Origin of the sequence: Candidatus Syntrophosphaera thermopropionivorans (assembly GCF_004353895.1) — a bacterium.
In the GTDB taxonomy this organism is placed as follows: domain Bacteria; phylum Cloacimonadota; class Cloacimonadia; order Cloacimonadales; family Cloacimonadaceae; genus Syntrophosphaera; species Syntrophosphaera thermopropionivorans.
The window spans coordinates 38,539-63,948 of record NZ_SMOG01000007.1 but is presented as its reverse complement, the minus strand read 5'-3'; the positions used below and the strand labels follow the sequence as shown (position 1 = coordinate 63,948).

General features: G+C 37.3%; 22 protein-coding genes and 1 riboswitch. Of the genes, 12 read left to right on the top strand and 10 right to left on the bottom strand.

All coding sequences use genetic code 11. The features are described 5' to 3' along the window. Positions 1 to 378: 378 nt before the first annotated feature. The gene (locus E0946_RS03675; protein ID WP_133201116.1) at positions 379 to 1,896 is read right to left on the bottom strand and encodes a Do family serine endopeptidase; all 1,518 of its coding nucleotides are present in this window, start codon (positions 1,894 to 1,896) and stop codon (positions 379 to 381) included. Positions 1,897 to 2,090: 194 nt separating this feature from the next. Here E0946_RS03675 and recG point away from each other — a divergent pair, with 194 nt between their 5' ends. The 11 genes from recG to E0946_RS03620 all read left to right on the top strand — a co-directional run bounded on the left by recG (position 2,091) and on the right by E0946_RS03620 (position 15,961). After that, positions 2,091 to 4,217, top strand: a complete 2,127-nt coding sequence (gene recG, locus E0946_RS03670) for an ATP-dependent DNA helicase RecG (protein ID WP_243713742.1) — start codon at positions 2,091 to 2,093, stop codon at positions 4,215 to 4,217. 82 nt (positions 4,218 to 4,299) lie between these two features. Next, positions 4,300 to 7,581 carry a S8 family serine peptidase gene (locus E0946_RS03665; protein ID WP_165942073.1) on the top strand — a complete coding sequence of 1,094 codons (3,282 nt, stop codon included), beginning with the start codon at positions 4,300 to 4,302 and terminating at the stop codon, positions 7,579 to 7,581. Between the two features lie 192 nt (positions 7,582 to 7,773). After that, complete coding sequence (locus tag E0946_RS03660; RefSeq protein ID WP_165942072.1) at positions 7,774 to 8,067, top strand: radical SAM family protein; 294 nt, start codon at positions 7,774 to 7,776, stop codon at positions 8,065 to 8,067. Positions 8,068 to 8,491: 424 nt separating this feature from the next. After that, on the top strand, positions 8,492 to 10,057 hold the full coding sequence (locus E0946_RS03655) for a choice-of-anchor Q domain-containing protein (RefSeq protein ID WP_133201113.1): 1,566 nt from the start codon (positions 8,492 to 8,494) through the stop codon (positions 10,055 to 10,057). Positions 10,058 to 10,358: 301 nt separating this feature from the next. Beyond that, positions 10,359 to 11,126, top strand: coding sequence for an NAD+ synthase (locus E0946_RS03650; RefSeq protein WP_133201112.1), 768 nt, complete (start codon positions 10,359 to 10,361; stop codon positions 11,124 to 11,126). A gap of 3 nt (positions 11,127 to 11,129) precedes the next feature. After that, positions 11,130 to 12,311, top strand: coding sequence for a tetratricopeptide repeat protein (locus tag E0946_RS03645; RefSeq protein ID WP_133201111.1), 1,182 nt, complete (start codon positions 11,130 to 11,132; stop codon positions 12,309 to 12,311). Beyond that, positions 12,271 to 13,401 carry a bifunctional diaminohydroxyphosphoribosylaminopyrimidine deaminase/5-amino-6-(5-phosphoribosylamino)uracil reductase RibD gene (gene ribD, locus E0946_RS03640; protein WP_133201110.1) on the top strand — a complete coding sequence of 377 codons (1,131 nt, stop codon included), beginning with the start codon at positions 12,271 to 12,273 and terminating at the stop codon, positions 13,399 to 13,401. The genes E0946_RS03645 and ribD overlap by 41 nt, the downstream gene beginning before the upstream one ends. Positions 13,402 to 13,471: 70 nt before the next feature. Continuing rightward, positions 13,472 to 13,867 (top strand): cupin domain-containing protein, encoded by a 396-nt coding sequence (locus E0946_RS03635; RefSeq protein WP_133201109.1) that lies wholly within the window; start codon positions 13,472 to 13,474, stop codon positions 13,865 to 13,867. A gap of 8 nt (positions 13,868 to 13,875) precedes the next feature. Then, positions 13,876 to 14,937 (top strand): M42 family metallopeptidase, encoded by a 1,062-nt coding sequence (locus tag E0946_RS03630; protein ID WP_133201108.1) that lies wholly within the window; start codon positions 13,876 to 13,878, stop codon positions 14,935 to 14,937. A 30-nt stretch (positions 14,938 to 14,967) separates the two neighbouring features. After that, a complete protein-coding gene (locus tag E0946_RS03625) occupies positions 14,968 to 15,165 on the top strand; it encodes a hypothetical protein (protein WP_133201107.1) in 198 nt (65 codons plus the stop codon). Between the two features lies 1 nt (position 15,166). After that, positions 15,167 to 15,961, top strand: a complete 795-nt coding sequence (locus E0946_RS03620; protein ID WP_133201106.1) for a ZIP family metal transporter — start codon at positions 15,167 to 15,169, stop codon at positions 15,959 to 15,961. A 12-nt stretch (positions 15,962 to 15,973) separates the two neighbouring features. Here the strand turns inward: E0946_RS03620 and E0946_RS03615 are convergent, their stop codons facing one another. The 6 genes from E0946_RS03615 to E0946_RS03590 all read right to left on the bottom strand — a co-directional run bounded on the left by E0946_RS03615 (position 15,974) and on the right by E0946_RS03590 (position 22,453). Then, positions 15,974 to 16,891, bottom strand: coding sequence for a GSU2086 family protein (locus tag E0946_RS03615; protein ID WP_133201105.1), 918 nt, complete (start codon positions 16,889 to 16,891; stop codon positions 15,974 to 15,976). Then, positions 16,878 to 17,444, bottom strand: a complete 567-nt coding sequence (locus E0946_RS03610; protein ID WP_133201104.1) for an epoxyqueuosine reductase QueH — start codon at positions 17,442 to 17,444, stop codon at positions 16,878 to 16,880. Before E0946_RS03610 ends, E0946_RS03615 begins: the two co-directional genes overlap by 14 nt. A 23-nt stretch (positions 17,445 to 17,467) precedes the next feature. Beyond that, the gene (locus E0946_RS03605; RefSeq protein WP_133201103.1) at positions 17,468 to 18,613 is read right to left on the bottom strand and encodes an acyl-CoA dehydrogenase family protein; all 1,146 of its coding nucleotides are present in this window, start codon (positions 18,611 to 18,613) and stop codon (positions 17,468 to 17,470) included. A 78-nt stretch (positions 18,614 to 18,691) separates the two neighbouring features. Next, the gene (locus E0946_RS03600) at positions 18,692 to 19,933 is read right to left on the bottom strand and encodes a T9SS type A sorting domain-containing protein (protein ID WP_133201102.1); all 1,242 of its coding nucleotides are present in this window, start codon (positions 19,931 to 19,933) and stop codon (positions 18,692 to 18,694) included. 70 nt (positions 19,934 to 20,003) lie between these two features. Further along, positions 20,004 to 20,183, bottom strand: a riboswitch (cobalamin riboswitch). Between the two features lie 72 nt (positions 20,184 to 20,255). Next, the gene (recO, locus tag E0946_RS03595) at positions 20,256 to 21,014 is read right to left on the bottom strand and encodes a DNA repair protein RecO (RefSeq protein WP_165942071.1); all 759 of its coding nucleotides are present in this window, start codon (positions 21,012 to 21,014) and stop codon (positions 20,256 to 20,258) included. Continuing rightward, positions 21,011 to 22,453, bottom strand: a complete 1,443-nt coding sequence (locus E0946_RS03590) for an NFACT RNA binding domain-containing protein (protein ID WP_165942070.1) — start codon at positions 22,451 to 22,453, stop codon at positions 21,011 to 21,013. The genes recO and E0946_RS03590 overlap by 4 nt, the downstream gene beginning before the upstream one ends. A 70-nt stretch (positions 22,454 to 22,523) precedes the next feature. Here E0946_RS03590 and E0946_RS03585 point away from each other — a divergent pair, with 70 nt between their 5' ends. After that, positions 22,524 to 23,399 carry a Cbp1 family collagen-binding glycoprotein adhesin gene (locus E0946_RS03585; RefSeq protein WP_133201099.1) on the top strand — a complete coding sequence of 292 codons (876 nt, stop codon included), beginning with the start codon at positions 22,524 to 22,526 and terminating at the stop codon, positions 23,397 to 23,399. Positions 23,400 to 23,451: 52 nt separating this feature from the next. Here the strand turns inward: E0946_RS03585 and E0946_RS07390 are convergent, their stop codons facing one another. The 3 genes from E0946_RS07390 to E0946_RS03570 form a co-directional block, all read right to left on the bottom strand. Then, the gene (locus tag E0946_RS07390; protein ID WP_243713741.1) at positions 23,452 to 24,378 is read right to left on the bottom strand and encodes an ECF transporter S component; all 927 of its coding nucleotides are present in this window, start codon (positions 24,376 to 24,378) and stop codon (positions 23,452 to 23,454) included. A gap of 157 nt (positions 24,379 to 24,535) precedes the next feature. Beyond that, entirely contained in the window at positions 24,536 to 25,051 is a 516-nt protein-coding gene (locus E0946_RS03575; RefSeq protein WP_133201098.1) for a hypothetical protein, read from the bottom strand. After that, positions 25,038 to 25,406 carry a hypothetical protein gene (locus E0946_RS03570; protein ID WP_133201097.1) on the bottom strand — a complete coding sequence of 123 codons (369 nt, stop codon included), beginning with the start codon at positions 25,404 to 25,406 and terminating at the stop codon, positions 25,038 to 25,040. The genes E0946_RS03575 and E0946_RS03570 overlap by 14 nt, the downstream gene beginning before the upstream one ends. Positions 25,407 to 25,410: the final 4 nt, after the last annotated feature.

The window sequence follows — 25,410 nt, the reverse complement described above, 5'->3', positions numbered from 1 at the left end:
TAATTGTTCAAAGAACGAAGATTTATATCTGCGCTATCTGCGTAATCTGCGTGCTTCCATTTCTAATCACCTTCCACTATAAACAGTCTTTAATCTGTGTAATTTGTGAGAGCCCATTTTAATCCCTATCCTAATACAACCCCTTTATCTGTGCAATCTTTGTTATCTGTGGGAACATTTTTTTCAATCCTTGTTTTAATTGTTCAAAGAACGAAGATTTATATCTGCGCTATCTGCGTAATCTGCGTGCTCCCATTCCTAATCACCTTCCCACTAATAAACAACCTTTAATCTGTGCAATCTGTGTAATCTGTGAGAGCCTATTTTAAAAAAAAGCTCCATCATTCAGATGGAGCTTTTTAATTGTCTATTGGTAAGTTAACTATTGAAACGCAGCACTACAAACTGTTCATTTTTGCTGCGGTCCTGCACATAAAGAACAATGGTATTACTTGATTTTTCTTTCATTGTCTTTATCGCATTTTCCATAGCAGCATTGTATTCTTCTGGGCTATTAACTTCGGTATTTCCAACTTTTAAAATGATATAACCAGGCTGGATTCCGGCACGAGCAGCTGGTGTATCTGGTGCAACTGCACTAACTACCACACCCCGATCAGCTTTAATGTTGTTTTGTCTTGCATAAGGACTATCAATTGAAACAACGGTTATACCTGCGTTGGTATCAGCTTTAGTAGATTTTTCTGTGCTGGCTAATTTATCTTCTGGATAAACATCCAAGGTGATATGTAGAGTTAAAGTATCTTTATTTCGGATTACTTTAACGGGAACCTGAACTCCTGGTTTAGAAGTTGCAACGGCAATACGAAATTTGGATACATTGGGCACTTTTTCGCCATTGAATTCAATAATCACATCGCCCACTTGAATTCCAGCTTTATCTGCGGGAGAATCCTTCTCCACTTTTGCTACAAGCACCCCTGAAACTTCGGAAAGGTCAAAAGCTTCCATTAAGTCAGCTGTTATTTCTTGTGGTAAAATACCTATATAAGCACGAGTAACCTTCCCTGTAGCTACCAGGTCTTCTACCACTCGCTTAGCTAAATTTATGGGAATAGCAAAACCAATTCCGATATTTCCACCGCTGGTGCTGGTAATAGCTGAATTAATTCCTATCACCTCTCCATTTATATTTAAAAGAGGTCCACCACTATTACCAGGATTGATCGCTGCATCAGTCTGTATATAATCTTGATAAATAGGAGAATTGGTTCCAAAATTTAAATTTGACCTTCCTATAGCGGAAATAACTCCTAAAGTAACCGTTCTATCCAGACCTACATCTCCAAAAGGATTTCCAATAGCAATTGCCCATTCTCCAATCTCCAGTTTGGAAGAATCTCCTAAGGGCGCAATAGTAACTTTCTCCCCTTCTTTAACCTTAATCTTAATGACCGCTACATCCGTGCTTGGATCCAAACCTACTACTTCTGCAGTATAATTAATCTTATCTGCAAGGGTAACAGTGATTGTCCCTTCCTTACCTTTTTCCACCACATGATTATTGGTCATAATATAGGCTTCCCTGGTTTGTGGATTGAATTCATAAATAAAACCACTACCCATAGAAGTTATCTTTCTCTGCATTTCCCTCGGAATCTCTGGAAAGAAATATTTGAATAGAGGGTCATCAAAGAATGGATTGGTAATTGCGGGCACATTAACTTTTGCCTCTACTTTTATCTGCACCACGGATTCTCTGACATCACGCACGACTTTAACTACAGGATTAATCCCCTCGTCATTCACAAACATTGAGCTTTGATTTTTGGAAGTAGACAGTTGGGGGGGTTCTGTACCACCTGTCTTGGCAAAAGCACAGGACGCTACAATCGCTATCAGGATTATAGGTATAAGCTTCTTCCCGATTTTCATAGTATTCTCCTTCTCAATATGATAATAACTTTGTACTTTCTATTTGTCTAACTTATAAAAACTTATACACTTATATGAAGTTACCTCTCTATCTTTTGACGCATTGTGGTCAAGAAAAAAATCACTCTTATAAAAGTATTATATGCTTAATTATACCAGTGACCCTGCTGAATTCCTGCAGATATTGACAAAAAATGTCATTTCAACATTATGTCTATATGGATAAAAAGGACATAAAGGCATATATAAAAGATACATCCACTCCTGTTAAATTTATTAAGGGTGTAGGAGAAGCACGTGCCAAACAGCTTGCTAAAATTGGTATTAATACGGTAATGGATTTATTTGAGTATTTTCCTCGTGATTATATCCATCGTAAAATTGAACCAGCTATTTTTGAGCTTAATCCTGGAGATAGCATTGCGATGACCACAATGATATCCTGGGTCAATGAAAAATCTACCAAAAATGGGAAATATATGCTTAATGTTGGAGTGAGCGATGGACATTCTACTTTAATCTGCACCTGGTTCAATTATCCTAAAGATTACAGCCAAAAATTCAAACCAGGAAATTTACTCTGGGTTTCTGGTACTCTTTCAGAATATAATGGACAACTCCAGCTAATGCATCCCGAAATTGAATTTGTAAATGAAGAAGAAGAGAGTGACTTCTGGAAAAAGAGAGAATACCTGCCGGTGTATCCTTTAACCGGGAATCTAACTCAAAAATTCTTCCGTCGTATCATCTATAATGCTTTTGAAGAATATGTGGATAAAATTGAAGAAAATCTACCTGAGTTTGTCCTTGCCAAATATGGCTTTCTTCCCCGGAAAATTGCCTTGCAAAAGATGCATTTCTCACTCCATCCAGAAGAACTTGATGAGATACATAAAAGATTTGTCTATGAAGAATTCTTCTATTCTCAACTACTCTGGGCACGACATAAACATTATCACATGGAAGAAATTAAAGGTATCCGTTTTGAGAATAAAAGACAACTTACAGCTCAGCTATATCATAAGCTCCCCTTTAAACTGACTAATGCTCAAATACGTGTTATAAATGAGATTTTTGCTGATATGACCTCGGATAAACAGATGTCTCGTTTACTTCAAGGTGATGTCGGTTCGGGAAAAACTATTGTTACCCTCTTTGCTATGCTTTTGGCTGTTGAAAATGGTTATCAAGCTGCACTTATGGCTCCCACAGAAATACTGGCAGATCAACATTACCATAATATCACCAGATTATTAGAAGGTTTACCAGTAAAAGTAGCATTGCTAAAAGGGGGAACCTATAAAGGTAAAGAACAAACAAAAACCGATATAAGAGAAGGAAATGCGGATATCATTATTGGCACTCACGCACTTATCCAGCGCGAAATCTCTTTTGATAAATTAGGTTTTGTTGCTATTGATGAACAACATCGTTTTGGAGTTCAACAAAGAGCTGCTTTAGCCCGAAAACACAAACATCCAGACTTACTCTATCTAAGTGCTACTCCCATTCCCCGTTCCCTTTCTCTCACTGTTTATGGAGACCTGGAAGTTAGTATTATTGATGAACTTCCACCTAATCGTATCCCAGTCACAACCCTCATCCGTTCCAGTCAAAAAATTGATCTGGTCTATAAAGAAGTGGCAAAAGAACTGGAAAAAGGAAGACAGGTATATATTGTCTGTCCTCTCATTGAAGAATCTGATAAGGTTGACCTCTTGGATGCTCAAAGAATGCATCATTATATATCTACTAAAATATTCCCTCAATACTCCTGCATTCTTATCCATGGGAAAATGTCTTCTAAGGAAAAAGAAGATATAATGCGTCGTTTCAAAGATGGAGAAATAAAAATTCTGGTCTCTACTACAGTTATTGAAGTAGGACTTGATATTCCTAATGCCACGGTAATGATAGTTGAACACGCAGAACGTTTTGGTTTAGCTCAATTACATCAACTCAGAGGTAGAGTTGGAAGAGGTGGACAACAAGCTTATTGCTATCTTATAGAACATATGCCTGCGACTAATATAGCGAGAGAAAGACTTGCCACTTTAGCCTCTACTACAGATGGTTTCCTCATAGCAGAAAAGGATCTGGAATTAAGAGGACCAGGAGAAATCTTCGGCACAGAACAATCCGGTTTACCTCATTTCAAATTTGCCAATTTATTTTCCGATCAGCCAATCCTTAAATTAGCACGTAAAGATGCCTTCCAGATTATAGCTCAAGACCCAGAATTAATAAATCCCCAAAATAGTTTAATTAAAGACATTTACTTTCGTCAATACGCTGAAAAAGAAAAACTTATCCTGTACTGATGAGCTACAATGATAATTTTAAGGATTGACTAAAACATCTATTTTAATTATGAAGTTTATAAACCATTTTCCCGAGGTAAAAATGAAAAGATTTATTATTATCATCTCTCTTATAGTGGCAATAACAGCTATCTTTGCCATTAAATTTGATCCTGATTATTTCGTCTCAAAATCTATTATAGTATGCTTTACTAAAACAGCTATTGGTAATGATACTGGAAAAATTGATTTTACTAAAAATGAAGGTGTTGTTCAAACTGGTATCTCCTCCTTTGATAAGCTCGCTCTGGAGTATAGAATAGTAGATATGCAACAGATGCATCCCTATGTTAAAGATCCCACCTGGAATGACAACGGCTTATATCTTCAAAACACCTATCGCTTAACTTTAGCATCTGATGATAATATAGATGAAGCAGTGGAAGCTTTATCTAATGATAAAAACCTTATTTACGCTGAATTGGAAGGTATTGTTCGCAGCAAGTTTGTTCCCGATGACCCTCTTATCACCCAACAATATGTCCATGATGTTATCAGAAGTTATGACGCTTGGGATTATATCCAGGGTTCTCATAATGTTAAAGTTGCTATAACCGATTCTGGTGTGAAATGGAATCATCCTGACCTTCGGGGTAATATCTGGATTAATCCTGCTGAAGCTCCCGGTATGACTATTAATTGGGATGCTGGTACTATATCCGGTGGTGATGGAATTGATGCTGGAGAAGGTGGAAATAAAATAGATGACCTGGTTGGCTGGGATTTTTATACTAATGATAATAATCCTATTCAGAATTATGCAAGCAATTATCATGGCACTCATGTTGCTGGCTGTGCTGGAGCAGTTGGAAATAATGCCATAGGAGTGGTTGGAACCTCACCAATAGTTTCACTAATCATCTGCAAAGGCGCTCCAGATTCCTCTCCATCACAGGGTATTTCTTTTGCCTATGACCAGGTTAAATATGCTGGAGAAGTGGGAGCAGATATCATCAATGCCAGCTGGGGAAGCGTTGGAAATGGAGCTTACCCCAATTCTATTGTTAATTATGTTACCAATCTCGGTGCTTTAGTGGTCACTGCGGCTGGAAATGAAAATACTGAACATAATAGTTCTTATCAGGATTATCCTGCAGATTGCACCAATGCATTCTGCGTGGCATCAACGGGACGCAATGATATTAAATCCAGTTTTTCTGATTATGGTGCAACCATTGATATCTGCGCTCCAGGAGAAAATATCCTTTCTACAATTATCGCTAACAACGGTTATGAATCCAATAGTGGCACTTCTATGGCTTCACCTATTGTCGCAGGTGTCTGTGCATTGGTTAAAGCTCTAAATCCTGAATTGACCCCTCAACAGTTAATGCAAAGAGTAATGCATACCGCTGATTATATTTATGACAAAAATCCTGATTATGTAGGAATGCTTGGTGCGGGAAGAGTAAATGCCTTTGCCGCTACTATGTATGATAAGATTCCCTATATAACCATTGAAGATTACTCACTGGAAGAAATCCAGGGTGACGGTGATGGCATTCCTAATCCTGGAGAGACTATAAAGCTAAAAGTTTCCTTGAATAATTATATAGACCCTTACACTGGTCTTGCCTGGTTGGATGCACAAAACCTTAGTGTTACTCTTTCTACTACTTATCCTGGGGTCACAATTATAGAAAATACTGCTAATTATGGAACTATAATTGCCGGTAGTACTATGTGGAATAATAATCAACCTTTCATTTTTCAAACAGTCGCCACATTACCTTCAGAACCTATTCCTTTTGAACTTACGGTAACCGCCAATCAATCTGCTGATTATCCCTATAACAGAGTCCTTCCTCTTAATATACCACTCACTTTGAATCAAGTGGGTTGGCCCCTAAATTTCAGTGGAGCTTCTACTTCCAGTCCTATAATATATAATTTGGACTCTAACTCGGATAAAGAGATAGTCGTTTCAGAACCAACCGGAATTGTGCATATCTTAAAACCTGATGGAAGAACCGAACTGGAAGGATTTCCTCTCAATTTGGGTTCTGCCATCATTGGTTCACTGGCAATGGGAGATGTGAATTATGATGGTGCTTTAGAATTTGCAGCCTGTTTGCAAAATAATGACATCGTGCTTTTCAATCAGCACGGAACCATTCTCTGGTCGGTTCCCTCAGGTGGAATTCTTCGTAATGGACCTGTTATCGCTTCCCTTGCTATGGATGATTCTCAGCAAATAATTGCTCTCACCCAGACTGGAAATATTGTTGTTCTCAATCCGGATGGCACTGCTTATCCTAATTTCCCAGTTTCAGCGCAGGGTATTTGTCTTGGAATTCCTGCTATTGGTGATTTAAATGGAGATGGACATCATGAAATAATTGTCGCAACTATGACTGGCAATTTAAATGCAATCAATAGCACTAATGCTCAAAATATACCCGGCTTCCCGGTTTCTATGCAAGGAGGTTCTCAAAATCCTATAACCATCGCTAATCTGGATGATGATAATTATCCTGAAATCATAGTTACAACTACCGCTACTGGTAATGTTCTGGCTTATAATCACGATGGAACCTTGCTTTTCCAAAAAAATTTAGGGGGACAAATCAAGACTGGTGCTGTGGTAGCTGATGTGGATAATAACGGAACAAAAGAAATAATTGTGATTACTGCCTCAGGCAATATTAATGTAATCACTCCTTCTGGAGCAGATTATCCCAATACACCTCTTTCTATCAATCAATCTGTAGAATGCACTCCCGTTGTAGCTCGGTTTGATGGTGATAACTATGCTGGAATTATTTTTGGAGATTCCGATGGCTATTTGCATAGCGTTAGAGTTGATGGCACTGAATCTCCTAATTTCCCTATTCCGATTGGTGGTAATATAAAAGTATCTGCTGCTTTGACTGATATAGATAGAGATGGAGATATTGATATCGTGATTCCAAACGATGAATCTATCTATGTAATAGATGTGAAGCGTCCCGCTCAATCTTATGAATGGTATTGCTATCTGGGAACCTGGAATCGCAGTGGAAATATTTATCAAGCCACTCCTAATAATGATTATACTGTTCCTCAATTAGTTACTACTTTGTATGGCAATTATCCTAATCCATTTAATCCTGAAACCACAATTAGATTTGAATTAGCTACCCCTGGTCTGGTGACTCTGGATATCTACAATCAAAAAGGACAACTGGTTAAAAATCTTGTAAATACTGAATACCCTGCAGGTTTTCATCAGATTGCCTGGAATGGGACAGACCAGAAGGGTTCACCTGTCAGCAGTGGTATCTATTACTATCATATGCGTTCTGGAAAATTCTCAGCCACACGCAAAATGATATTGATGAAGTAAAAAAATAAATTTTAAAAATAATAATGGAGTCTTCATTTTAATTACATTATAAAAAGGCTTCGGTAAATTTCATAGAGTAGAAATCAAATATAGATTATAGAAAATAAAAAAGAATACGAATTTAACAAGTTTCAGGATTTCGCCTGGAGGGCTTCGTATTCTTATTATTATATATATTTTAAAGTTTATGCCTTGAAAAAGGGCATCCCATTAAAGAAACTAATTCAATTAAAATATCCATTTAAATTACCTGATCTACCAAAACCACCTATACTTTCTGTGAATTTTACCGATGCCTGTGATTTACAATGTGTCTACTGTAATAACCCTCTTTTCCCCTATCCAAGAACTATGATGAGTGATGAAGTATTCAATTGCCTTTTAAAGAATTTAAAAAAAGCTAAAATAAATAGAGTACGCATAGGTGGTGGTGAACTTACTTTACATCCTAAGTGCGCTCTAATGCTAAAACAACTTTCTGGTTAGTAAAGGGAAAAGGTATCTCAAACCCGTAGATAATAAATAAGAACAGAAGAAAACTTATAAAGAATAAGATTAAAGTCTATATAATTGGTAGTTATTGTGACAGATAGAGCGAGTGCAACCTTTATGAAAACCTATATAGAAAACATAATCATTAGCGATAAGGAAGATGTCAGGAGATATCGTATAAGAATGGTTCAAGATGCGCTAAAGTATGGGATAAAGCCTTGTACCCTAACCTATTAAACCTCAGTTAAGAAAGTTCGTAAATAGATGAAGCGATACCAGGAGAATAAGGAGGCTGGTTTGTCAGATTTTCTGGGGATACTTTTTGCCTTTACCACACACTCAAACTATAAAATTTAATTGACAAAAATATAATTATCTTTTTAAAGGATTGCAATATTTTGGAAAAAGGAACAAAAATATGCGGTGTCTGTGCAGTGTTTTGTTGATACTTTTTTCTTGTTTTTTATCTGCAGCTACAGTTATTTCGGGAGGGAATGTCAGTGGTGTATGGAGTGTTGCAGGTTCACCTTATCTGATTAATGGCAATATAATCATTCCTGAGGGAGAAAGTTTAACACTTAATCCCGGAGTAGAATTACAATTTCAGGGATATTATACTTTAAAAATCCAGGGTAGATTACAGGCTATAGGCACTTTCTCAGATAGTATTAAATTCAGCACCACATCAAATACACAAAAGTGGCGTGGAATTCTTATGCAAGACATAGCTTCCAGCAATGATTCTACTATATTTCGTTATTGTTCTTTAAGCAGGGGAGATGCGAGGCAGGATAGTCAGGACAAAAATGGAGGCATAATCCGGGTTTTGAATAGTTCCAGATTACTTATAGAAAATTGCTGTTTCAGTTATGCCACAGCTGATAGTGGTGGTGCTTTATATGCCAAGAATAGTAGTTTTAAAGTAAAAAATTGTTTTTTCTATAATTGTTCAGCCAATTATGATGGAGGAGCTATTTTTACTTCTTTGCCAGATTTGAACCATCAGACTTCTCTCTATATAGAACATTGCACCTTTAAATCTAACAGTGCAGGAAAAATGGGAGGCGGTATAACTCTTTGTGGAGGAAGTCATTATATCATTTGCAGTAAATTTTCCAATAATTATGCTCAAAATGGCGGAGGTGGAATTGCTCTTAAAAATAATTGTCATTATCTTTGCTTAAATAATCTTATTGTCAATAATGGAACTTCTCATCAAGGTGGTGGATTTTTTGCTTCATCTTATGCTTCTGGGAATTCTATTATAAATAATACCATCTGTAATAATTCTGCTACCATAAATTATCCCAATGGAGGTCCTGGAGGTTTGTATATTAGAGGCTATGCAGATTGCTATAATAATATTATCTGGGGAAACAGCAGTTCTCAGGGACAAATTGGCATTAGAACCGACGGACCCAGTCAATTCTTTGACTATAATGATATTGAAAATGGTCTGGCAGCTTTTAATATTAGTTGGGAAAATGAACCCTGGCAAGACAGTCAATACGGTAATCACAATATAACTGGAAATCCACAATTTATTCAACCAACCATTGATAACAGCCTGAATCTGGATGGTTTAGCTGCAGATTGGCGATTACATCAGAATTCACCCTGTAGGAATAGTGGCAATCCATCTACAGATATTTCGCTTTATCTTTTTGACCTTGCGGGAAACCCTCGTATTATGGAAAATTATATTGATATTGGAGCTTATGAATACAGAAATATGAGCATTCCCCAGGTGCCGCAGAATGTTAGAATTATAAAGAACTCTGATTTATTATATCTAAACTGGGACCCTGTTAATCAAGCTTTGGATGGAACTCCGATTTATAATATCTCCTATAATATTTATTATTCATTGAACCCCAGTGGAATATGGGAATATCTTGGCTCTTCTAACAATCCTTTTTTTATCTTAGATTCAGAAAACAATTCTCAAGCTTTTTTTAAAGTCTGCGCAGTCGGTAATCCCTGAATATTTTTTGGTGCAGAGGAGGACATTTGTACACCATTATTGATTATTAGTTCCTTAGCTTGTTCTTATCCCATAAATAACCAGTTTATATAGAGCTTATGTCCGATTTCGGACATGAGCTGGACATCAGTTGGACATAAATTATATATAATAGAGTGGGAATGAGCTATGCCTAAAGCAGATTATTTATTCTGACGCAATTACCTATATCTTTATCTTGCCTTTTAGTCCTATGGATTTATCCTTGACTGAAATTAAAGGAGAAATTTTTAGAATAAAACAAATAAGATAGGGAGAAAGAATGCGGAATCTTGATTTGTATAAAGAAAAAGAAAGGATAATTGAATTTATTCGTAGCTATTTATCAAATGCAGAAAGAGATAGATTAGTGGTAGGATTATCTGGAGGAGTAGATTCTGCTGTAAGTACTGCTCTGGCGGTTGAAGCTATTGGTGCCCAAAATGTTACGGCTTTAATAATGCCCTATGAGACCAGCAATGCCGAATCTGTAGCTGATGCCAGAGATTTAGCAAAACAGCTCGGAATAAATTATCAGATTATTGATATAACTGCTATAACTAAAGCCTACTTTGAAACCTATGCTCCGGAAGCTGACCATATGCGGATTGGCAACTGGCTCGCTCGTATCAGAATGTGTGTTCTTTATGATTTTAGCGCCAAATTGAAGGCATTAGTTTTAGGGACAAGTAATAGAACAGAACTTATGATAGGCTATTTTACTCAATTTGGTGATTCTGCTTGTGCTTTTGAACCTATCGGTCATCTTTACAAAACAGAGGTCTGGAAACTGGCAAAGATTCTAAATATTCCCGAAAAAATAATAAATAAGACTCCTACGGCAGACCTTTGGCCCGGTCAATCTGATGAACAAGAAATAGGGATATCTTACCCCGTTCTGGATGAGATAGTTTATGAATTGACAGAACTTCATTTAAGTATTTCTGCCACAGAGAATCTTTCCTATCCCGTGGAACTTTATCAAAAAGTGGAAAGAATGATTCAATATTCTGCTTTCAAACGTCGTCTGCCACCTATTTTAGAGTCATAAAAAATGCTACTTAGTAAAGAACGCTGTTTTCGTTGTCGCTCTGAAATGGCAGTGCGTAAATGTCCTCGCTATAAGGATAAGCTGATTGGCTGGAAATGTTGTATGAATCTCAGGATAGATTTACATTGTCCTTCCTCCTGTCCTTATGCTGCTCAATTTGATGAATCGCACACCAGTCCCTTTCCTGCTTTCCGTTCTGATTCCAATACAGAGTTTGTGCAGACCACTAAAAAATTTTTAGATTACTGGTGCTATAAAAGTCTTCCAGAACTGGATGGTTTAAGTCCAGCCGAATTTACCCGGCAAGATAGTGAAAAGATGTTGAAATGGCTGGAGCAATACAAGTATCCGGCAAATTTTCCTCTTGCTTATTTAATGCAGAAGTTGAATATTCCTTATGAAGAAATAGCGGAACCGGAATCTCCTGAAACGGTAACCTTTGCCTTTTTTGATGCTGTTATTACACAGGAATGGGAGAAATTGCGCTCATTTACTATAAACGATGTGGATTTTGACCAATTCGCTGAACGTTACACAGCAATTATTTCTTCTATCCCGGAATTGAAGAAAACTAAATCCTATTCTATTCTTTATGCTGGAGCTGCTGATGATGGAATTAGTGCTATGGTAGTTCTTGAATTAAATAATAAAATTATTTGGGCAGTGCTACTTACCTCTGCAACAGGAAGATGGAAGATACGACAAAACTTTAATGGCGGTCCTCATCTGTTTTATGAACAAAATCAACTATTTCAGAATCTAGCGGATGCCCTTGCCAATGGAAGAGCGGAAGAAGCTTGGAATCTCTTAACGGCAAATATGCCAAAATTTCCTGACTGTGCTGACCTTTATTATTATCGTGCACTTTGCTGGCAACTGGCAAAGCAATATAACAAAGCTAAAGAGGATTTCTGGAATGCACTTGCTCTGGATAATCACTTTTTTGCTGCCGGATTTGCTCTCTCAACTTTGTATCTACATAATTCCGAATTAGAACCAGCACGAGACCTGCTAAATTTTCTCCATCAAGAACAACCTGATGAACTTAATGCCTGGAATAATCTTGCTGCCTGTGAAGCTGGCTTAGGAAATCTGGAGTTAGCAAAAAATATGTGGCAAGCAATCCTGCAAATTGCCCCAAACTATGAACCAGCCAAGAAAAACCTTGAAAAATATTCCAACTGACCCCGCTAATTTTATGAAAGAGGCTATCCGACTTGCTGAAAATGCAAGAGGAACCTGCTCTCCTAATCCTTTCGTGGGTGCCGTAATAGTTAAAAATGGGAAAATTATTGCTGGAGGCTGGACACAAAAATATGGTCAAGACCATGCAGAAATTCAAGCATTAAAAAAAGCTGGTAAATCTGCTCGGGATGCTGATTTGTATGTTACCTTAGAACCCTGTGCTCATTATGGGAAAACACCTCCTTGCACTGATGCTATAATAAAATCTGGAATTAAAAGAGTTTTTATTGGTATTCAAGACCCCAATCCTCTGGTTAATGGTAAGGGAAGGCAAAAGCTTCTGGAGGCTGGAATTGAGGTAACTTCAGGAATTATGCAGGAAGAAATAAACCGACAACTGGAATATTATCTTTGCAGAATTCAGAAAGGAAGACCCTTCATTCTTTGGAAAGCTGCCCTTTCTCTGGATGGTAAATATGCTGCCCAGGATGGTTCTTCTCGCTGGATTACAGGGGAATCTTCTCGCAAAATGGTGCATAAATTAAGGGAAGAAGCGGATGTTATTTTAACTGGTATAGGGACGGTATTAAAGGATGACCCAATGTTAAATGTTCGTTTGCCCAAGCCTATTAAACAGCCCCTACGAGCCATTCTGGATCCCTATTTGGAGATTCCGCTCAATTCTCAGATAGTTCATTTCCTGCCAGAATATAAAACTGCCATATTTTGTGCGAGAGGGAAAGAAAATTCACCGCATGCAGAAGCTCTTTTAAGTCTTGGAGCAAACCTATACCCTGTCACGGCTAAAGGGAGAACTCTCTGCCTTAAAGAGGTTTTAGGGATTCTTCATCAACAGGGATTCTATCTGGTTCTACTGGAATGTGGAAGTCAGTTAGCTTCCTCCTTTTTTTCTGAACGCTTAGTAGATAAAAGCTATATATTTTATGCTCCTAAAATATTGGGAGGTAATAAAGCAATATTAAGGGAATTAGATTTGCCCGATCTCAATTCTGCTATCCATTTGAAAGATATTACACTAAAAAAAACAGGTGAGGATTGGCTCGTTATTGGCTACCCAGTTTATTCATAGCTTTTCTTTTTTATCCGTTTATCATATTGTTAAAAAGATGACTAATTATAATCTAATAATGGAGGAATAAATGAAGATTATCCATTTTGATCAGGTGCCTCTGGAACCTGTAAATGCTGAAGGTGCCAAAGGAGCAGAAATTCGTTGGCTTATAGCGCAAAAAGATGGAGCTCCCAATTTTGCTATGCGTATGTTTGAAATTGAGCCTGGTGGGCACACCCCTTATCATTCTCATGATTGGGAACATGAAGTTTATGTGCTCAGTGGAACTGGTGCTTTGAAAACTGATAGAGGTGAATTACCTTTTGCTGAAGGTGATGCTATCTATGTAGACCCGGGAATGATACATACTTTTAAAAATACCGGAAAAGATGTTCTGAAATTCTTGTGTGTTATTCCACATGAACATCCCGTTCAGAAAAAAGTCATCAATCCCTTTGCGGAAGAAACAGCTAATAATTGTTAGGAGAAAAAATGTTATCTGAAGAGAATAAGCAGTTCTTCCAGAATCTTGTATCTGCACCAAGTCCCTCCGGTTTTGAAGGACCAGCTCAGAAAGTGGTAATGGACTTTCTAATTCCTTATGCGGATGAAATAAATAAAGACCGTAATGGCAATGTGATAGCTTTAAAGAAGGGAAGTGGAAAACTAAAAGTTATGGTAGTGGGACATTCAGATGAAATTGGGTTCATAGTTAACCATATTGATGAGCAAGGTTATGTCTATGTTCGCACTCTCGGTGGTTTTGATGTCAATCTGCTTCCTGGTTTGAGAGTAGATATTTATCATCAAGGCAAACCGGTAAGAGGCATTATAGGCAAAAAACCTATACATATGCAACGCGGAACGGAAGAACCTCCTAAACTGAAGTTAGAAGACCTCTGGATTGATATCGGAGCGCTTTCTAAAGAAGAAGCGGAAAATAAAGTGGCTATAGGAGATATTATTACTTATCATAGCGAATTTGAAATGCTTTCTGATGACCTGGTAGTCTCCAAAGCTACGGATAATAAATGCGGAGTTTATGTTGCTGCGGCAGTAATGAAAGAACTAAAAGATAAAAATCTTAAGGTAAATTACTATGCCGTTTCCAGTGTGGGTGAAGAGACCACTATGCGAGGTGCAAGAACCAGTGCTTGGCAAATTGAACCTGATATTGCCATAGCGGTAGATGTGACTTTTACTTCGGATATTCCGGGAGCAGATAAACGTATCTTTGGAGATGTCTCTTTAAGTAAGGGTCCTGCTATAACTCTCGGTGCAGCAATGCATCCTGCTATTAATGATAAACTAATTGCTCTGGCTAAAGAACTCAATATTCCTTATCAACTTGAAATTGCTCCAGGACGAACAGGAACGGATGCAGATGTCATTCAAGACCTGAAATCTGGCACTGCTATGGCGGTTATCGGTATTCCCAATCGCTATATGCATTCTCCTAATGAGGTGATATCTTTTAAAGATTTGGATGCTGCTGTTCAACTGATTGCTGCTTTTATAACTTCACTGGAGGATGATTTTGACTTCTCCAGATGAAGATATAGATTAATTTAAAAGGTATAAGCTATGAAAGCAATATACACATACGATGATGAGCATCTGGGGAAAAGCTATATCGTTATTCCCAAGATACGAGAAATATCCAAGGTGTTAGGAAGTGTAGTAATAACTTTTGACAATGGAGATAAAAGAACTTTAGCAGTAGATGACCCTAATGCTGCTATCCAGCAAATGCTTGAAGCAATAGAGAATTTCTATTCCTGATATGAATCTGGAAAGTCTCAATCCTATCCTTCTGGCATTAATAGGAACCATCTTTACCTGGTTAATGACTGCTGCAGGTGCCAGTCTTGTGTTCTTTGTGAAAAGAATCCAGACCTGGTTTATGGATACAATGATGGGTTTTGCGGCAGGAGTAATGATTGCTGCCAGTTTTTGGTCATTATTAAATCCCGCTATGGAGATGACAAAAGGTAATCCTTTTCCTGCCGCAATTGGTTTTTTAGCTGGGGGTCTCTTTCTTTTTGCTGCTGACAAACTGCTACCACATGAGCACTTAAGTGAAGAAACTTGCTCCAGTGAAGGACTTAAAACTCCCTGGGGTGAATCCACTTTATTGTTTCTGGCAGTTACAATGCACAATTTTCCAGAAGGATTGGCTGTCGGTGTTGCCTATGGAGCTGTGGCTTATGGCTTGGAAACTGCTTCCTTAGCTGGTGCAATAGCTTTGACCATAGGAATTGGATTGCAAAACCTTCCAGAAGGTGCTGCAGTGTCTATACCCTTAAGGAAAACAGGACTTTCAGCTGGAAGAAGCTTTTTCTGGGGACAGATTAGTGGGGCAGTGGAACCTATTGGAGGAGTGATAGGAGCAGCATTAGTCTTAATAGCCCAGCCATTTTTGCCCTATGCTCTTTCTTTTGCTGCTGGAGCAATGATTTATGCTGTAGCAGAAGAGGTGATACCACGCTGTCAAAATGGGAAATATGCCCATTTAGCAATGCTTGGATTGATGCTCGGTTTTGTGGTTATGATGATTTTGGATGTGGCTTTAGGCTAACAAAGGAAAAGCTTAACGCAATAGTTCCTGCACCAAAAGAGGTATCATAATTTCATGATGCCCTATAAAGTAATAACCCTTTCCTCCTTTTTCTACAGGACGACGAACTACATTCTCTAACTCTCTATATTGTTGATTCATATCAAACACTGCAGTAGTAAAATCTTGAATTGTACCATAGACATTGCGAGCAACGGTTAATGCTTTAAGGAACACTTCTGGAATTATAACAGCAGAACCCATATTGATGAAGACTCCACCATCATTTAAATTTTTGACTTGTTCGCAGAAAATACGAAAGTCTCTCATACTGCAATCGCCAATAGCCTTACCATCTGCATAGAGTGATTGATGAGTGATGTCCGTTCCCAGAGCTATATGGACAGTAACTGGGATATTATATTTATAAGCTTGAGCTAAAAGAGAAATTTCTGAATTAGGTGCATTTTCCAGAATATCCTTTCCTAAAGCTTCTCCATAACCCAGTTTTTCTTCGCTGGCTCGAATAATAATGCGGTTTATAGCATTTATAGTTTCTTCTGCCATACCAAAAGTGCCATCTGCAAGACCCTTGCTCACATCTTCAGAAGTTTTTCCAAAATAAGCAAGTTCAAAATCATGAATGGTGACGGAACCGTTGACAGCAAAACATTTAGCTATCCCTTCTTCCATCAGTTTTATCAACAGAGGTGCTAATCCACATTTAATAATATGTCCACCTAAACCTATAATAAAAGTTTTATGGGAATCTCGTGCAAGGCGACAACGCTTGATAAATTCTTTGAACTCGGCACCTTTGAGAATGTCTGGCATACTATCCAGTAGATTATCAGAAACCTGAGCAAAGGAAGAAGTGTCTACCTTGCTAAATCTATTCTGGACTGAGGCAAAATGAATCTTAGAAAGGTCTATTTCATTATATCTGCTCATTTTTTCTCTTTAGATAACGGTCCTCTTCACTGAAGATACAACCACAATATTTTTGACGGTAAAGTTCAGCTTCTTTGGAAAGGCGAACTCCTTCTGACCATAAAGTTCTCCAATCTCTATAGAAAAAAGGGATATGTTTCTCTTCTGCTATTTCTTCACCAATTTCTTTTATTAGGTCGTGTTTTTGGTAGATACTATACAAAAGAGTGGTGGAAAAAGCGTCATATCCAAGCTCTAATGCAGTTTGAGCAGTCATTTCTAAGCGAGTGCGAAAACAATATCTACATCTGTCATCAATATCATCTACCACAGCTTTAACAAAATTCCGTAATCCATAATCATCGTGCAAAAGGAGAGGTATATCTTCTTTTTCAGCAAAGGTTTTTAAAGTCTGTAGACGCATTCTGTATTCTGTTACAGGATGCACATTGGGATTATACCAGAAAGAAGTGAAAGATAAGCCTTGCTCTTTAAGCTGATGATATGGGGCTATCAGACAAGGTGCACAACAAGTATGTAATAAAAGATGCTCAGGGAAAGCTATAGGATCCATTCCAGCGTTAAAAATATTAGCATTTAATACTGTTTAAGCAAAGCGGATGCAACAATGCCTCTCTGAATCTGGTTAGTACCTTCATAAATCTGTAAGATTTTTGCGTCTCGCATCATTTTTTCCACTGGATATTCTTTCATATAACCATAACCGCCAAGAACTTGAACCGCATCAGTGGTTACTTTCATTGCCACATCTGAAGCAAAATATTTGCACATTGCTGATTCTTTGCTATAATCTTTAGCACCACTATCAATCAATCTGGCAGTTTGATAGACTAAAGCTCTTGCTGCCTCAATCTCAGTTGCCATATCAGCTAACATAAATTGAATAGCTTGAAATGAGGAGATAGGTTTACCAAATTGTTGTCTTTGTTTGGAATAGGTAATAGCAGTTTCAAAAGCACCTCTGGCAACACCAACAGCTTGAGCTCCGACCATAGGACGAGATTTATCAAAGACCTTCATCGCTATAATAAAACCCATACCTTCTCTTCCGATGAGGTTTTCTGCCGGAACAATACAATCTTCAAAGATGAGTTCACGCGTGGCAGAGGCACGAATTCCCATCTTATTTTCTTTTTTACCAAAGTTGAAACCAGGAGTTCCTTTTTCCACGATAAAACAGGAACAACCACGAGCACCTCTGGTCTTATCAGTCATTGCAAAGACGCAATAGATGTCTGCTTCACCACCATTGGTAATCCATTGTTTAGTTCCATTTAGAATGTAGTGGTCTCCTTCTTTCCGAGCAGTGGTTTCTATTGCTCCGGCATCAGAACCGGCATTAGCTTCTGTAAGAGCGAAAGCAGCAAGCTTTTCTCCTGCCGCTATCTGAGTTAGGTATTTTTGTTTTTGCTCCTCTGAACCAGCAATCAAAATGGGATACATACCCAAACCGGTAGCTCCAAAAGCAAGAGAAATGCCCATATCAACGGCACAAAGTTCTTCCGTAACAATGGCTAAATCCATAACTTTTCCACTTATTCCGCCATATTCTTCTCCTACCAGGATGGCAAAAAGGTCACTTTGACGCATCACTTCAACTATATCCCAGGGGAAGATTCCTTCCTCATCATATTTTTGTGAGACGGGTTTCATCTTTTCATTAGCTATTCTTCGTGCTATTTCTTGCATCTCTAATTGTTCTTCGGTTAGAAAATAATTCATCTGAGAACTCCTATCTATTTTTTAGATTAATCTAATTTCTATTTAAAAAGCCTAAAGTCAAGGAAAATCTGAACTCTATTAATTCTTAATTATTAATTTGCCGGAATCCTTCTTTGTTCCCTGAATAATTCTATAAAGATAAATCCCCGGAGTAAGTTCATTTGGAATAATGATTGGAGAAGTCTCTCTTATTTGTGTCTGAAAGGCTATCTGTCCCCTTATATTATAAAGAAACAGCTGACTGGAATCTGCTATTTTATCTGAAAAATGTAACTCTTTTCCAAAAGAATAGGGATTAGGATAAATCTTTAACTGGGGGACTATATTACATTCATCTTCTAAAGACGATACTGAAGGTGCGACCATAATGTCAGTGGAGGAAATTCCTGCAGAAAAGGTGTTTAATAAGTTAAAATCATAATCATAGACCGTAATAATAGAGTTGGAAGTCCAGTTTTGATTTAACAAAGCTATTATTTCTTGATTACCAGCCACCATAAAAGCGTTATAATTTAATGGATTATGGGCACTATGATAGATTTCAAAGGTACTGGCATTATAACTATAGAGTGCATTACTCATTCCTTCTCCCACATAAGCTATACCAAGGTTGTTTATCCAGATATTTCCAGGGTGTCCACCTATATCAAGTCTTTGCACCAGAGAAAAGTCTTCCAGACTAATAATGTCTATCTTTCCTGAGATGTTACTCCAGTTTCCTGTGCAAGCTATGTGTAAATAGTTTCCATAGATGCAGGCAAACTGAGGATTAGTCCAGACGGGAATAGTTTCTATCACCGAAAAGGAATTGAGATCTATTACGGATATAGAACTATCTGAATAATTAAATTGATAACCTCCAGTGTTGCAAACATAAAGTCTTGAACCATCGGAACAAAGTCCTTCCGGTGCAATTCCTACATTTAGAGAAGAGACTACATTATTTGTTAATAGGCTGACTTTGTATAGTTTATTGGTAAATAAACCAGTCACATAAAGATAATCTCCCACCTTGAGCACATCATAAGGATTGCTGGAAGCTTGTATCGGAAGAAAATAAAGACTGTTGCCCGTAGAGCGTGAAATAACCTGAATAGCGTTATCTCCAGAACATACCACATAGATATTGTTATCATCCATATCCATAAGGTTAGGAGTTAGACCTAACTGAGCAAAGGTATTATTAACTGTTCCGGTCTCAGTATCTATGCGAGAAAGAGTGCGTGAGACAGAATTGACTACAAATAATTCTATTGCATACAAGGAGATAGAAAATAGGCAGATAAATACTGCCAGAAGAGTGATTTTTAGTTGTTTCATTGGTTCACCTTATTCTTAATATATTGAATAGGGATGAACTACTTTGTCATTCTGTTAATGCAACCGTATAACAGAAATGTTATTAGTGGCAGGTTTCCTGGCTTGCAGCGGCTATAAAGAATCAGCCTTCCCATTTTTTAAAACAGTGACTAATTCAGCCTTTGAGCTGCTTACAGTGGCGGTTTCCACTCTCGCTTTTCACGAGATTCCCTTTTACCTATCAAGTAGCACCATCTATTCTATTTTCCAGTTTTCCTTAGAACCTTTTTATGTCAATAAGTATGATTTATGGATTTGCGTGGTTTGAGAATAAGCGATTAGCTCATTGAAAAAACTGACTTAAGACTTCCAGACTGTGAAGTTTTAGGGGTTTTCGGAAGTGGTTTTGATAATGGTCAGAAAAAAGATGGTTTAGCTGTTCCACCGTTTGACTATCTGGATGAAGCTTATCCAGGTAATCACCAATTACAGGAAGTAGATGTAGAATTTGAGCTGCTGAAGAAGTTAATAGCTCATAATATTCAGGATAATTTGCTTCTTTTAAACATTCAGCACATATTAATCTACCCGTGTCTTTTTCCCAAGCTACTATTTGCAGCTTTTTCTTATTACAAACAGCACATAAATCCAGAGGAAAAGCTATCCCCAACATCCTAAATATTCTTAATAAAAAACGCCACCAGAGTAAGATAGAATTATCACTTCTGATTTTCAAATAGTCCATATAGCTTTGTAATACATCATAGTAAGCGGGGTTTTCTTCTGAGGAAATAATTATCTGCGTATAAAGTTCTGCAGCACATTCAGCCGCAGTCCAGGCTGGTATATTATCAAATAGATTAAATTCTTTAAGGAGAGTAAATTCACTTAATAGATACAAACCCGATTCTTGAGGCTCATAAAGGGTAAAATCGTAGGTGTAAAGAGAATTGAGAAGATTATTTTCTGGTTTTTTTCGGATTCCCTTAGCCAGAATAGATACCAATCCACGATATTTGAGAAATACTCTAAGAATGAGGCTACTTTCACGGAATTGAGTAGTTTTGAACAGCACACCCTGATCTTTAATCTTACCTTTCACAGATTTAATTCCTTTTTTGCTGTTCTTAAATCCATAGGTTGCACAAATGCAGTTTTATGATTGGTATAAGTAACAAAACCAGGTTTGCTCTTATGAGGTTTTCGCACATAACGCACCTGAGTATAATCAACTGGAACATTCTGAGAAAAACGAGCTTTACTATACCAAGCTGCAAGAGAACAACAAATCTGAATCAATTCTTCTTGAGGATTGGTTTTCTGTAGACACCTTAAAAGGATATGCGAACCATGATAAAGACGAGAATGAAACCACCAATCGTGAGGTCTGGCTAATTGAGTGGTAATAAAATCATTCTCGATGGCTTTTCTTCCTATCACAATTTCAAAACGGTCATCAATCCTGAGACAAAGCAGCTTTTCTACCATTTCCAGTTTACGAGATAATTGGGGCAACTTTTCCTTTTGAGGTAATTCATCCAGCTCACCTCTTTTAGCTTTCTGGACAATGTTTTCCAGCTGCTTAATCTTTTTCTCAGTTTCGGCGATGTTATATTCTATAACTTCCTTTCCTCTCTTTGCTTTTTTGTACTTTTTAAGATAGTATTGCATATTTTCCTGAGGTGTTTTATCGGGCAAAAGTTCAATTTCAATAGTAGAAAGCTCAGGGTCAAAATAATTTATTGCTTTCAGGACATTCTGACCTCTCTGAATATTAGACAGATTAACTTTTATGATTTCAGCACAGATTCTCCAGTAATCGCTTTTTTCTGCCTGTTCCAGTTCTTTTCTTTGTTTATGAAGCTTTTGTTGAGCTTTTTTTACTTCTCTTTCCCAGTAGTCAACAATAGCTTTTCTATGCTCCAGTTCTTCCTTAACTGAAAGAACATAGATAAAGTGGTTTTTTAAGTATTCATTTATGGTATCGCACTGAATTGTTTCTCCAGTCTGTAAGGTTTGTAAGATTAAGGGAAAAGAAATATCTCTATGATAAGGTTTAAAGGCGGTTTTGGGTGGTTGATAGGGTATTTTAGGAAGAATCTGTCTTTGAGGATTATCCGCATAGGAATATTTTTTTAAGGCATCTACGATGATTAACTCCTGGTTTTGCTCTGCTAAAATTATATTTGGTTTAGGAGGGATAAATTCTGCTATTAGGACATAAGTTTTTTTCTGTTGGAATATATCAATTTGGGTAAAAATAAAACGCATAATGCGGTCATACTCGTCTAAACTAACTTTTGTTAAGACAGAATGTATTAATTGGTCCCAGATAGGAGTTTCATCACCGATAGAAAAAGGCTTTGAAGCAAAAAAAGGATAGGCATCATAATTAGAGATAACTAAGTAGAGGTCAGTATTATCTTTGAAGTGAATGCGTAATGCTTTCTCGTTGTAAAAGACACATTCTACAATCTTTTTCTCAACTGAAAATTCCTTCGTCCAATCAAAAAGAATAATATAATCCATATATTTTTTCACTTTGTCCTTGACAATTAAATTAATAATAATAATTTGTAATATAATAATTGAATCCATTAAGGAGTCAAGGATGAATAAGACAACTTGGATCATAATAGTTGTAGTGCTGGCAATACTTGCCATAATATTTGGTGTAATGTGGAATAACGCATCCGTTAAAGCCAAAAAGCTTGCTCAAGCGCAGGAAGAGCTGCAAAAATCAATTTTAGAAAAAGAGGAACCCGTAACTGCAGAAGAGTTACAAAATAGCATTGATGCCTTGGGTAAAGAATTAGGATTAATTGGTGCTGGAACGGAATTTCCTGTAGGTACACCAGAGGAACTTAAGGCTCGCAATCTTAACACCTTAAATACTGCCCGGGCCAAGATTGCCGAATATAAGAAACAGATAGCAGACTTGGAATCTAAAATTGCTGCTAATAAAAAAACTATGGCGAGTATGCAAAGTACGGTGGATAGACTTAAGAAGTCTCTTGCTGAAAAAGAAAGAATTGTTGCAGAATTAGAAGGCAGAGTTTCTGCACTCAATAGTACACTTGATTCCGAACGCAAAGCAGCTCAAGAGGAAATCGCCAAAAGAGAGAATATGCTGAAAGAAAAAGAGAGTGAGCTGAATAAGGTGAACATTGATAACAATACCCTCTACTATGCTATAGGGACTCGTAAGCAACTTCTTGATAGTGGAATCATTACTCGTAAAGGTGGCATTCTTGGTATCGGCAAAGTGTCCACACTTAAGGATGTAAATTTAACCAAGTTCAGTCAATTCAATCTTCTGGAAACTCAGGAAATAACCTTCCCAGTTACCAAAAAAGGATATTCTGTGCTTTCTAACCATGTGGCAGCTTCTTATGAAGTGAGACAGGAAGGAGACCAATATGTGCTTACAATCACTGACCCAGAACTATTCAGAAAACAGAAGGTTTTAGTGATTGAACTGAAGTAATTATAAAAATAGTACAAGTCTTAAGCCATCCTTTAGAGGATGGCTTTTTTCTTTATAAATTCAGATATTTAGCTGCTTCAAAAAGAGCTCTGCCACCTACAAATCCAACCAATGCCTGAACTATATTAACTGGTAAATCAGCCAGTGCTACGGCTTTACCCAGTTGAGGAAGAAACCATTCTCCAATAAAATAACCAACAATTATAACTATTGCCCCAATTAAGGGAAATATTATCTGCAAGAATCCAGATTTCTGATGAGCCAAACCACAAATGAACCCTTCTAAACCTTTAACGATTAAAGTTATAGGAGCAAAAAGTGGGAAAAGCAAAAGGTCAGCTATAGCAGAACCTATACCCCCTGCAATAGCTCCAGCTTTTTTTCCAGCATAAAGCCCTATAAACACAATCATTACATCTCCGAAATTGAAAAAACCTCCGCCTGGTACGGGAATAGGTATAATCATTGTGGCGACTGTTACCATCACCAGAAATCCAAGAGTCAAATACCACTGATTGGGATTATACTTCTTAACTTGATGACAGTGAATGATGCGATTATCAATATATTGACCCTTATGACTTGCTTCCGTGATTAAAGAAAGCATTAGTGCAAGAACAGACGAAAGCCGCGCCTTAAATCTATGGGAAAAAGGGAGCTTTTCATATTGCTCAGAAGGGATGAGACTTTGATGAAAGGTAATTTCTTGATAGGAATTGATAGCTGTATTAGATAGCACCTTTCCCAGGATAACATACTTCATCGTACCAATTTTTAAAGGTAAGTGCAAAAGGTCATTGAAACCTACGATGGAGAAAAAAAGTTGAAATGCCAGGACTGAATTTACAAAAAGCAAAATCCTTAAACTTCCGAACTCCAACCAGAATTGAAAAGAACCTGGCTCTCCTTCTGGAGTGTGTAACCTAAAGAGCCCGAATAAACTGTACACTATGATTAGGGAAACCAGAAAAGGCAGCATTAATCTCAATCCTGCAATCCAACGTTTTCGACCCTTGCTTAATAGTAACAAAACAGATAACAGGAAAACAAATGCTAACTGGACTACAAGATTTTCCATAAAGAAAAATAGGACTATAACCAGACAGGCTACAAGCTGAAGGAATGCGAATATAAGTTTAATTGAAGGGGACATATATTTTTGAAAAAGATGGAGATACGGGAATAAATTCCAGTGTTTTTGTTGCCGGTAAAAGCTCTGAATGTGCAGAATAAATCAGACAGTAATCAGGTATATACTGTTTGATAAACTCATATATCTTCAATTCATAAGGTGATTCATCCATAACTATAAAACAAGGACGAGGTTCCTGACTATAATTGAAAAGAAGATTATTCAGCAGATAATCAACCGTATCCATCTCATTATGAATCTCTTTTCTTGGAGGCATAATGCTGGCATAAGCCTTAACTGCTTGAATCTGGAAATGCATTTGTTGCTCAAAATAAAGAAGAAAGATATCCTTTTGATTACGAAGAGAAGGGATAAGTAACCTTTCAATAAAAGAACTTTTACCACTTCCGTTAGCACCATGAAGATAATATAGTGCCACAGAACTAAAGGTTAAATCTGAGGTTAGCTCCAGAGAAAAATCATCCCAGACAGGATAAGTCCCAGATTCAAGTCTGATCACCAATTTCCTCCTGTCTAATCTCTTTTTCTCTGGAATACACTTCCAGCAAATCTTCTATCTTTTGCCTATTTCTTTCATCAAGAGAACGCCAGAGGTCAATAAAAAGGATTTTTTTAGCAGGAGAATAAAGTGCCAATAGGCACATTAATAAGACTTTCTGTCCTCCAGAAAGAGTGCCTATCTCATCTTCTGGTCCTAAATGCTTTCCTGTTATGTTTCCAAATTCCTGAGTCAGTTCTTTCCATTTCTCAGTTGAGATATTATATAACAGCAATTCTTCTCTCAGTAATCCTTCACTGATAAGTGGTGAACGAGCATTGCAGATTAAATATTCATTAAAATACTTTTGCAGCATAGGA

Coding starts and splice junctions, on each gene's coding strand:
- E0946_RS03570 (WP_133201097.1), bottom strand. CDS start 25,406: ATGCTGCAAAAGTATTTTAATGAATATTTAATCTGCAATGCTCGTTCA.
- E0946_RS03585 (WP_133201099.1), top strand. CDS start 22,524: ATGAATAAGACAACTTGGATCATAATAGTTGTAGTGCTGGCAATACTT.
- E0946_RS07390 (WP_243713741.1), bottom strand. CDS start 24,378: ATGCTGCCTTTTCTGGTTTCCCTAATCATAGTGTACAGTTTATTCGGG.
- E0946_RS03620 (WP_133201106.1), top strand. CDS start 15,167: ATGAATCTGGAAAGTCTCAATCCTATCCTTCTGGCATTAATAGGAACC.
- E0946_RS03635 (WP_133201109.1), top strand. CDS start 13,472: ATGAAGATTATCCATTTTGATCAGGTGCCTCTGGAACCTGTAAATGCT.
- E0946_RS03650 (WP_133201112.1), top strand. CDS start 10,359: ATGCGGAATCTTGATTTGTATAAAGAAAAAGAAAGGATAATTGAATTT.
- E0946_RS03625 (WP_133201107.1), top strand. CDS start 14,968: ATGAAAGCAATATACACATACGATGATGAGCATCTGGGGAAAAGCTAT.
- E0946_RS03600 (WP_133201102.1), bottom strand. CDS start 19,933: ATGAAACAACTAAAAATCACTCTTCTGGCAGTATTTATCTGCCTATTT.
- E0946_RS03605 (WP_133201103.1), bottom strand. CDS start 18,613: ATGAATTATTTTCTAACCGAAGAACAATTAGAGATGCAAGAAATAGCA.
- E0946_RS03665 (WP_165942073.1), top strand. CDS start 4,300: ATGAAAAGATTTATTATTATCATCTCTCTTATAGTGGCAATAACAGCT.
- E0946_RS03630 (WP_133201108.1), top strand. CDS start 13,876: ATGTTATCTGAAGAGAATAAGCAGTTCTTCCAGAATCTTGTATCTGCA.
- E0946_RS03675 (WP_133201116.1), bottom strand. CDS start 1,896: ATGAAAATCGGGAAGAAGCTTATACCTATAATCCTGATAGCGATTGTA.
- E0946_RS03610 (WP_133201104.1), bottom strand. CDS start 17,444: ATGGATCCTATAGCTTTCCCTGAGCATCTTTTATTACATACTTGTTGT.
- E0946_RS03655 (WP_133201113.1), top strand. CDS start 8,492: ATGCGGTGTCTGTGCAGTGTTTTGTTGATACTTTTTTCTTGTTTTTTA.
- recG (WP_243713742.1), top strand. CDS start 2,091: ATGTCATTTCAACATTATGTCTATATGGATAAAAAGGACATAAAGGCA.
- ribD (WP_133201110.1), top strand. CDS start 12,271: ATGAACCAGCCAAGAAAAACCTTGAAAAATATTCCAACTGACCCCGCT.
- E0946_RS03615 (WP_133201105.1), bottom strand. CDS start 16,891: ATGAGCAGATATAATGAAATAGACCTTTCTAAGATTCATTTTGCCTCA.
- E0946_RS03645 (WP_133201111.1), top strand. CDS start 11,130: ATGCTACTTAGTAAAGAACGCTGTTTTCGTTGTCGCTCTGAAATGGCA.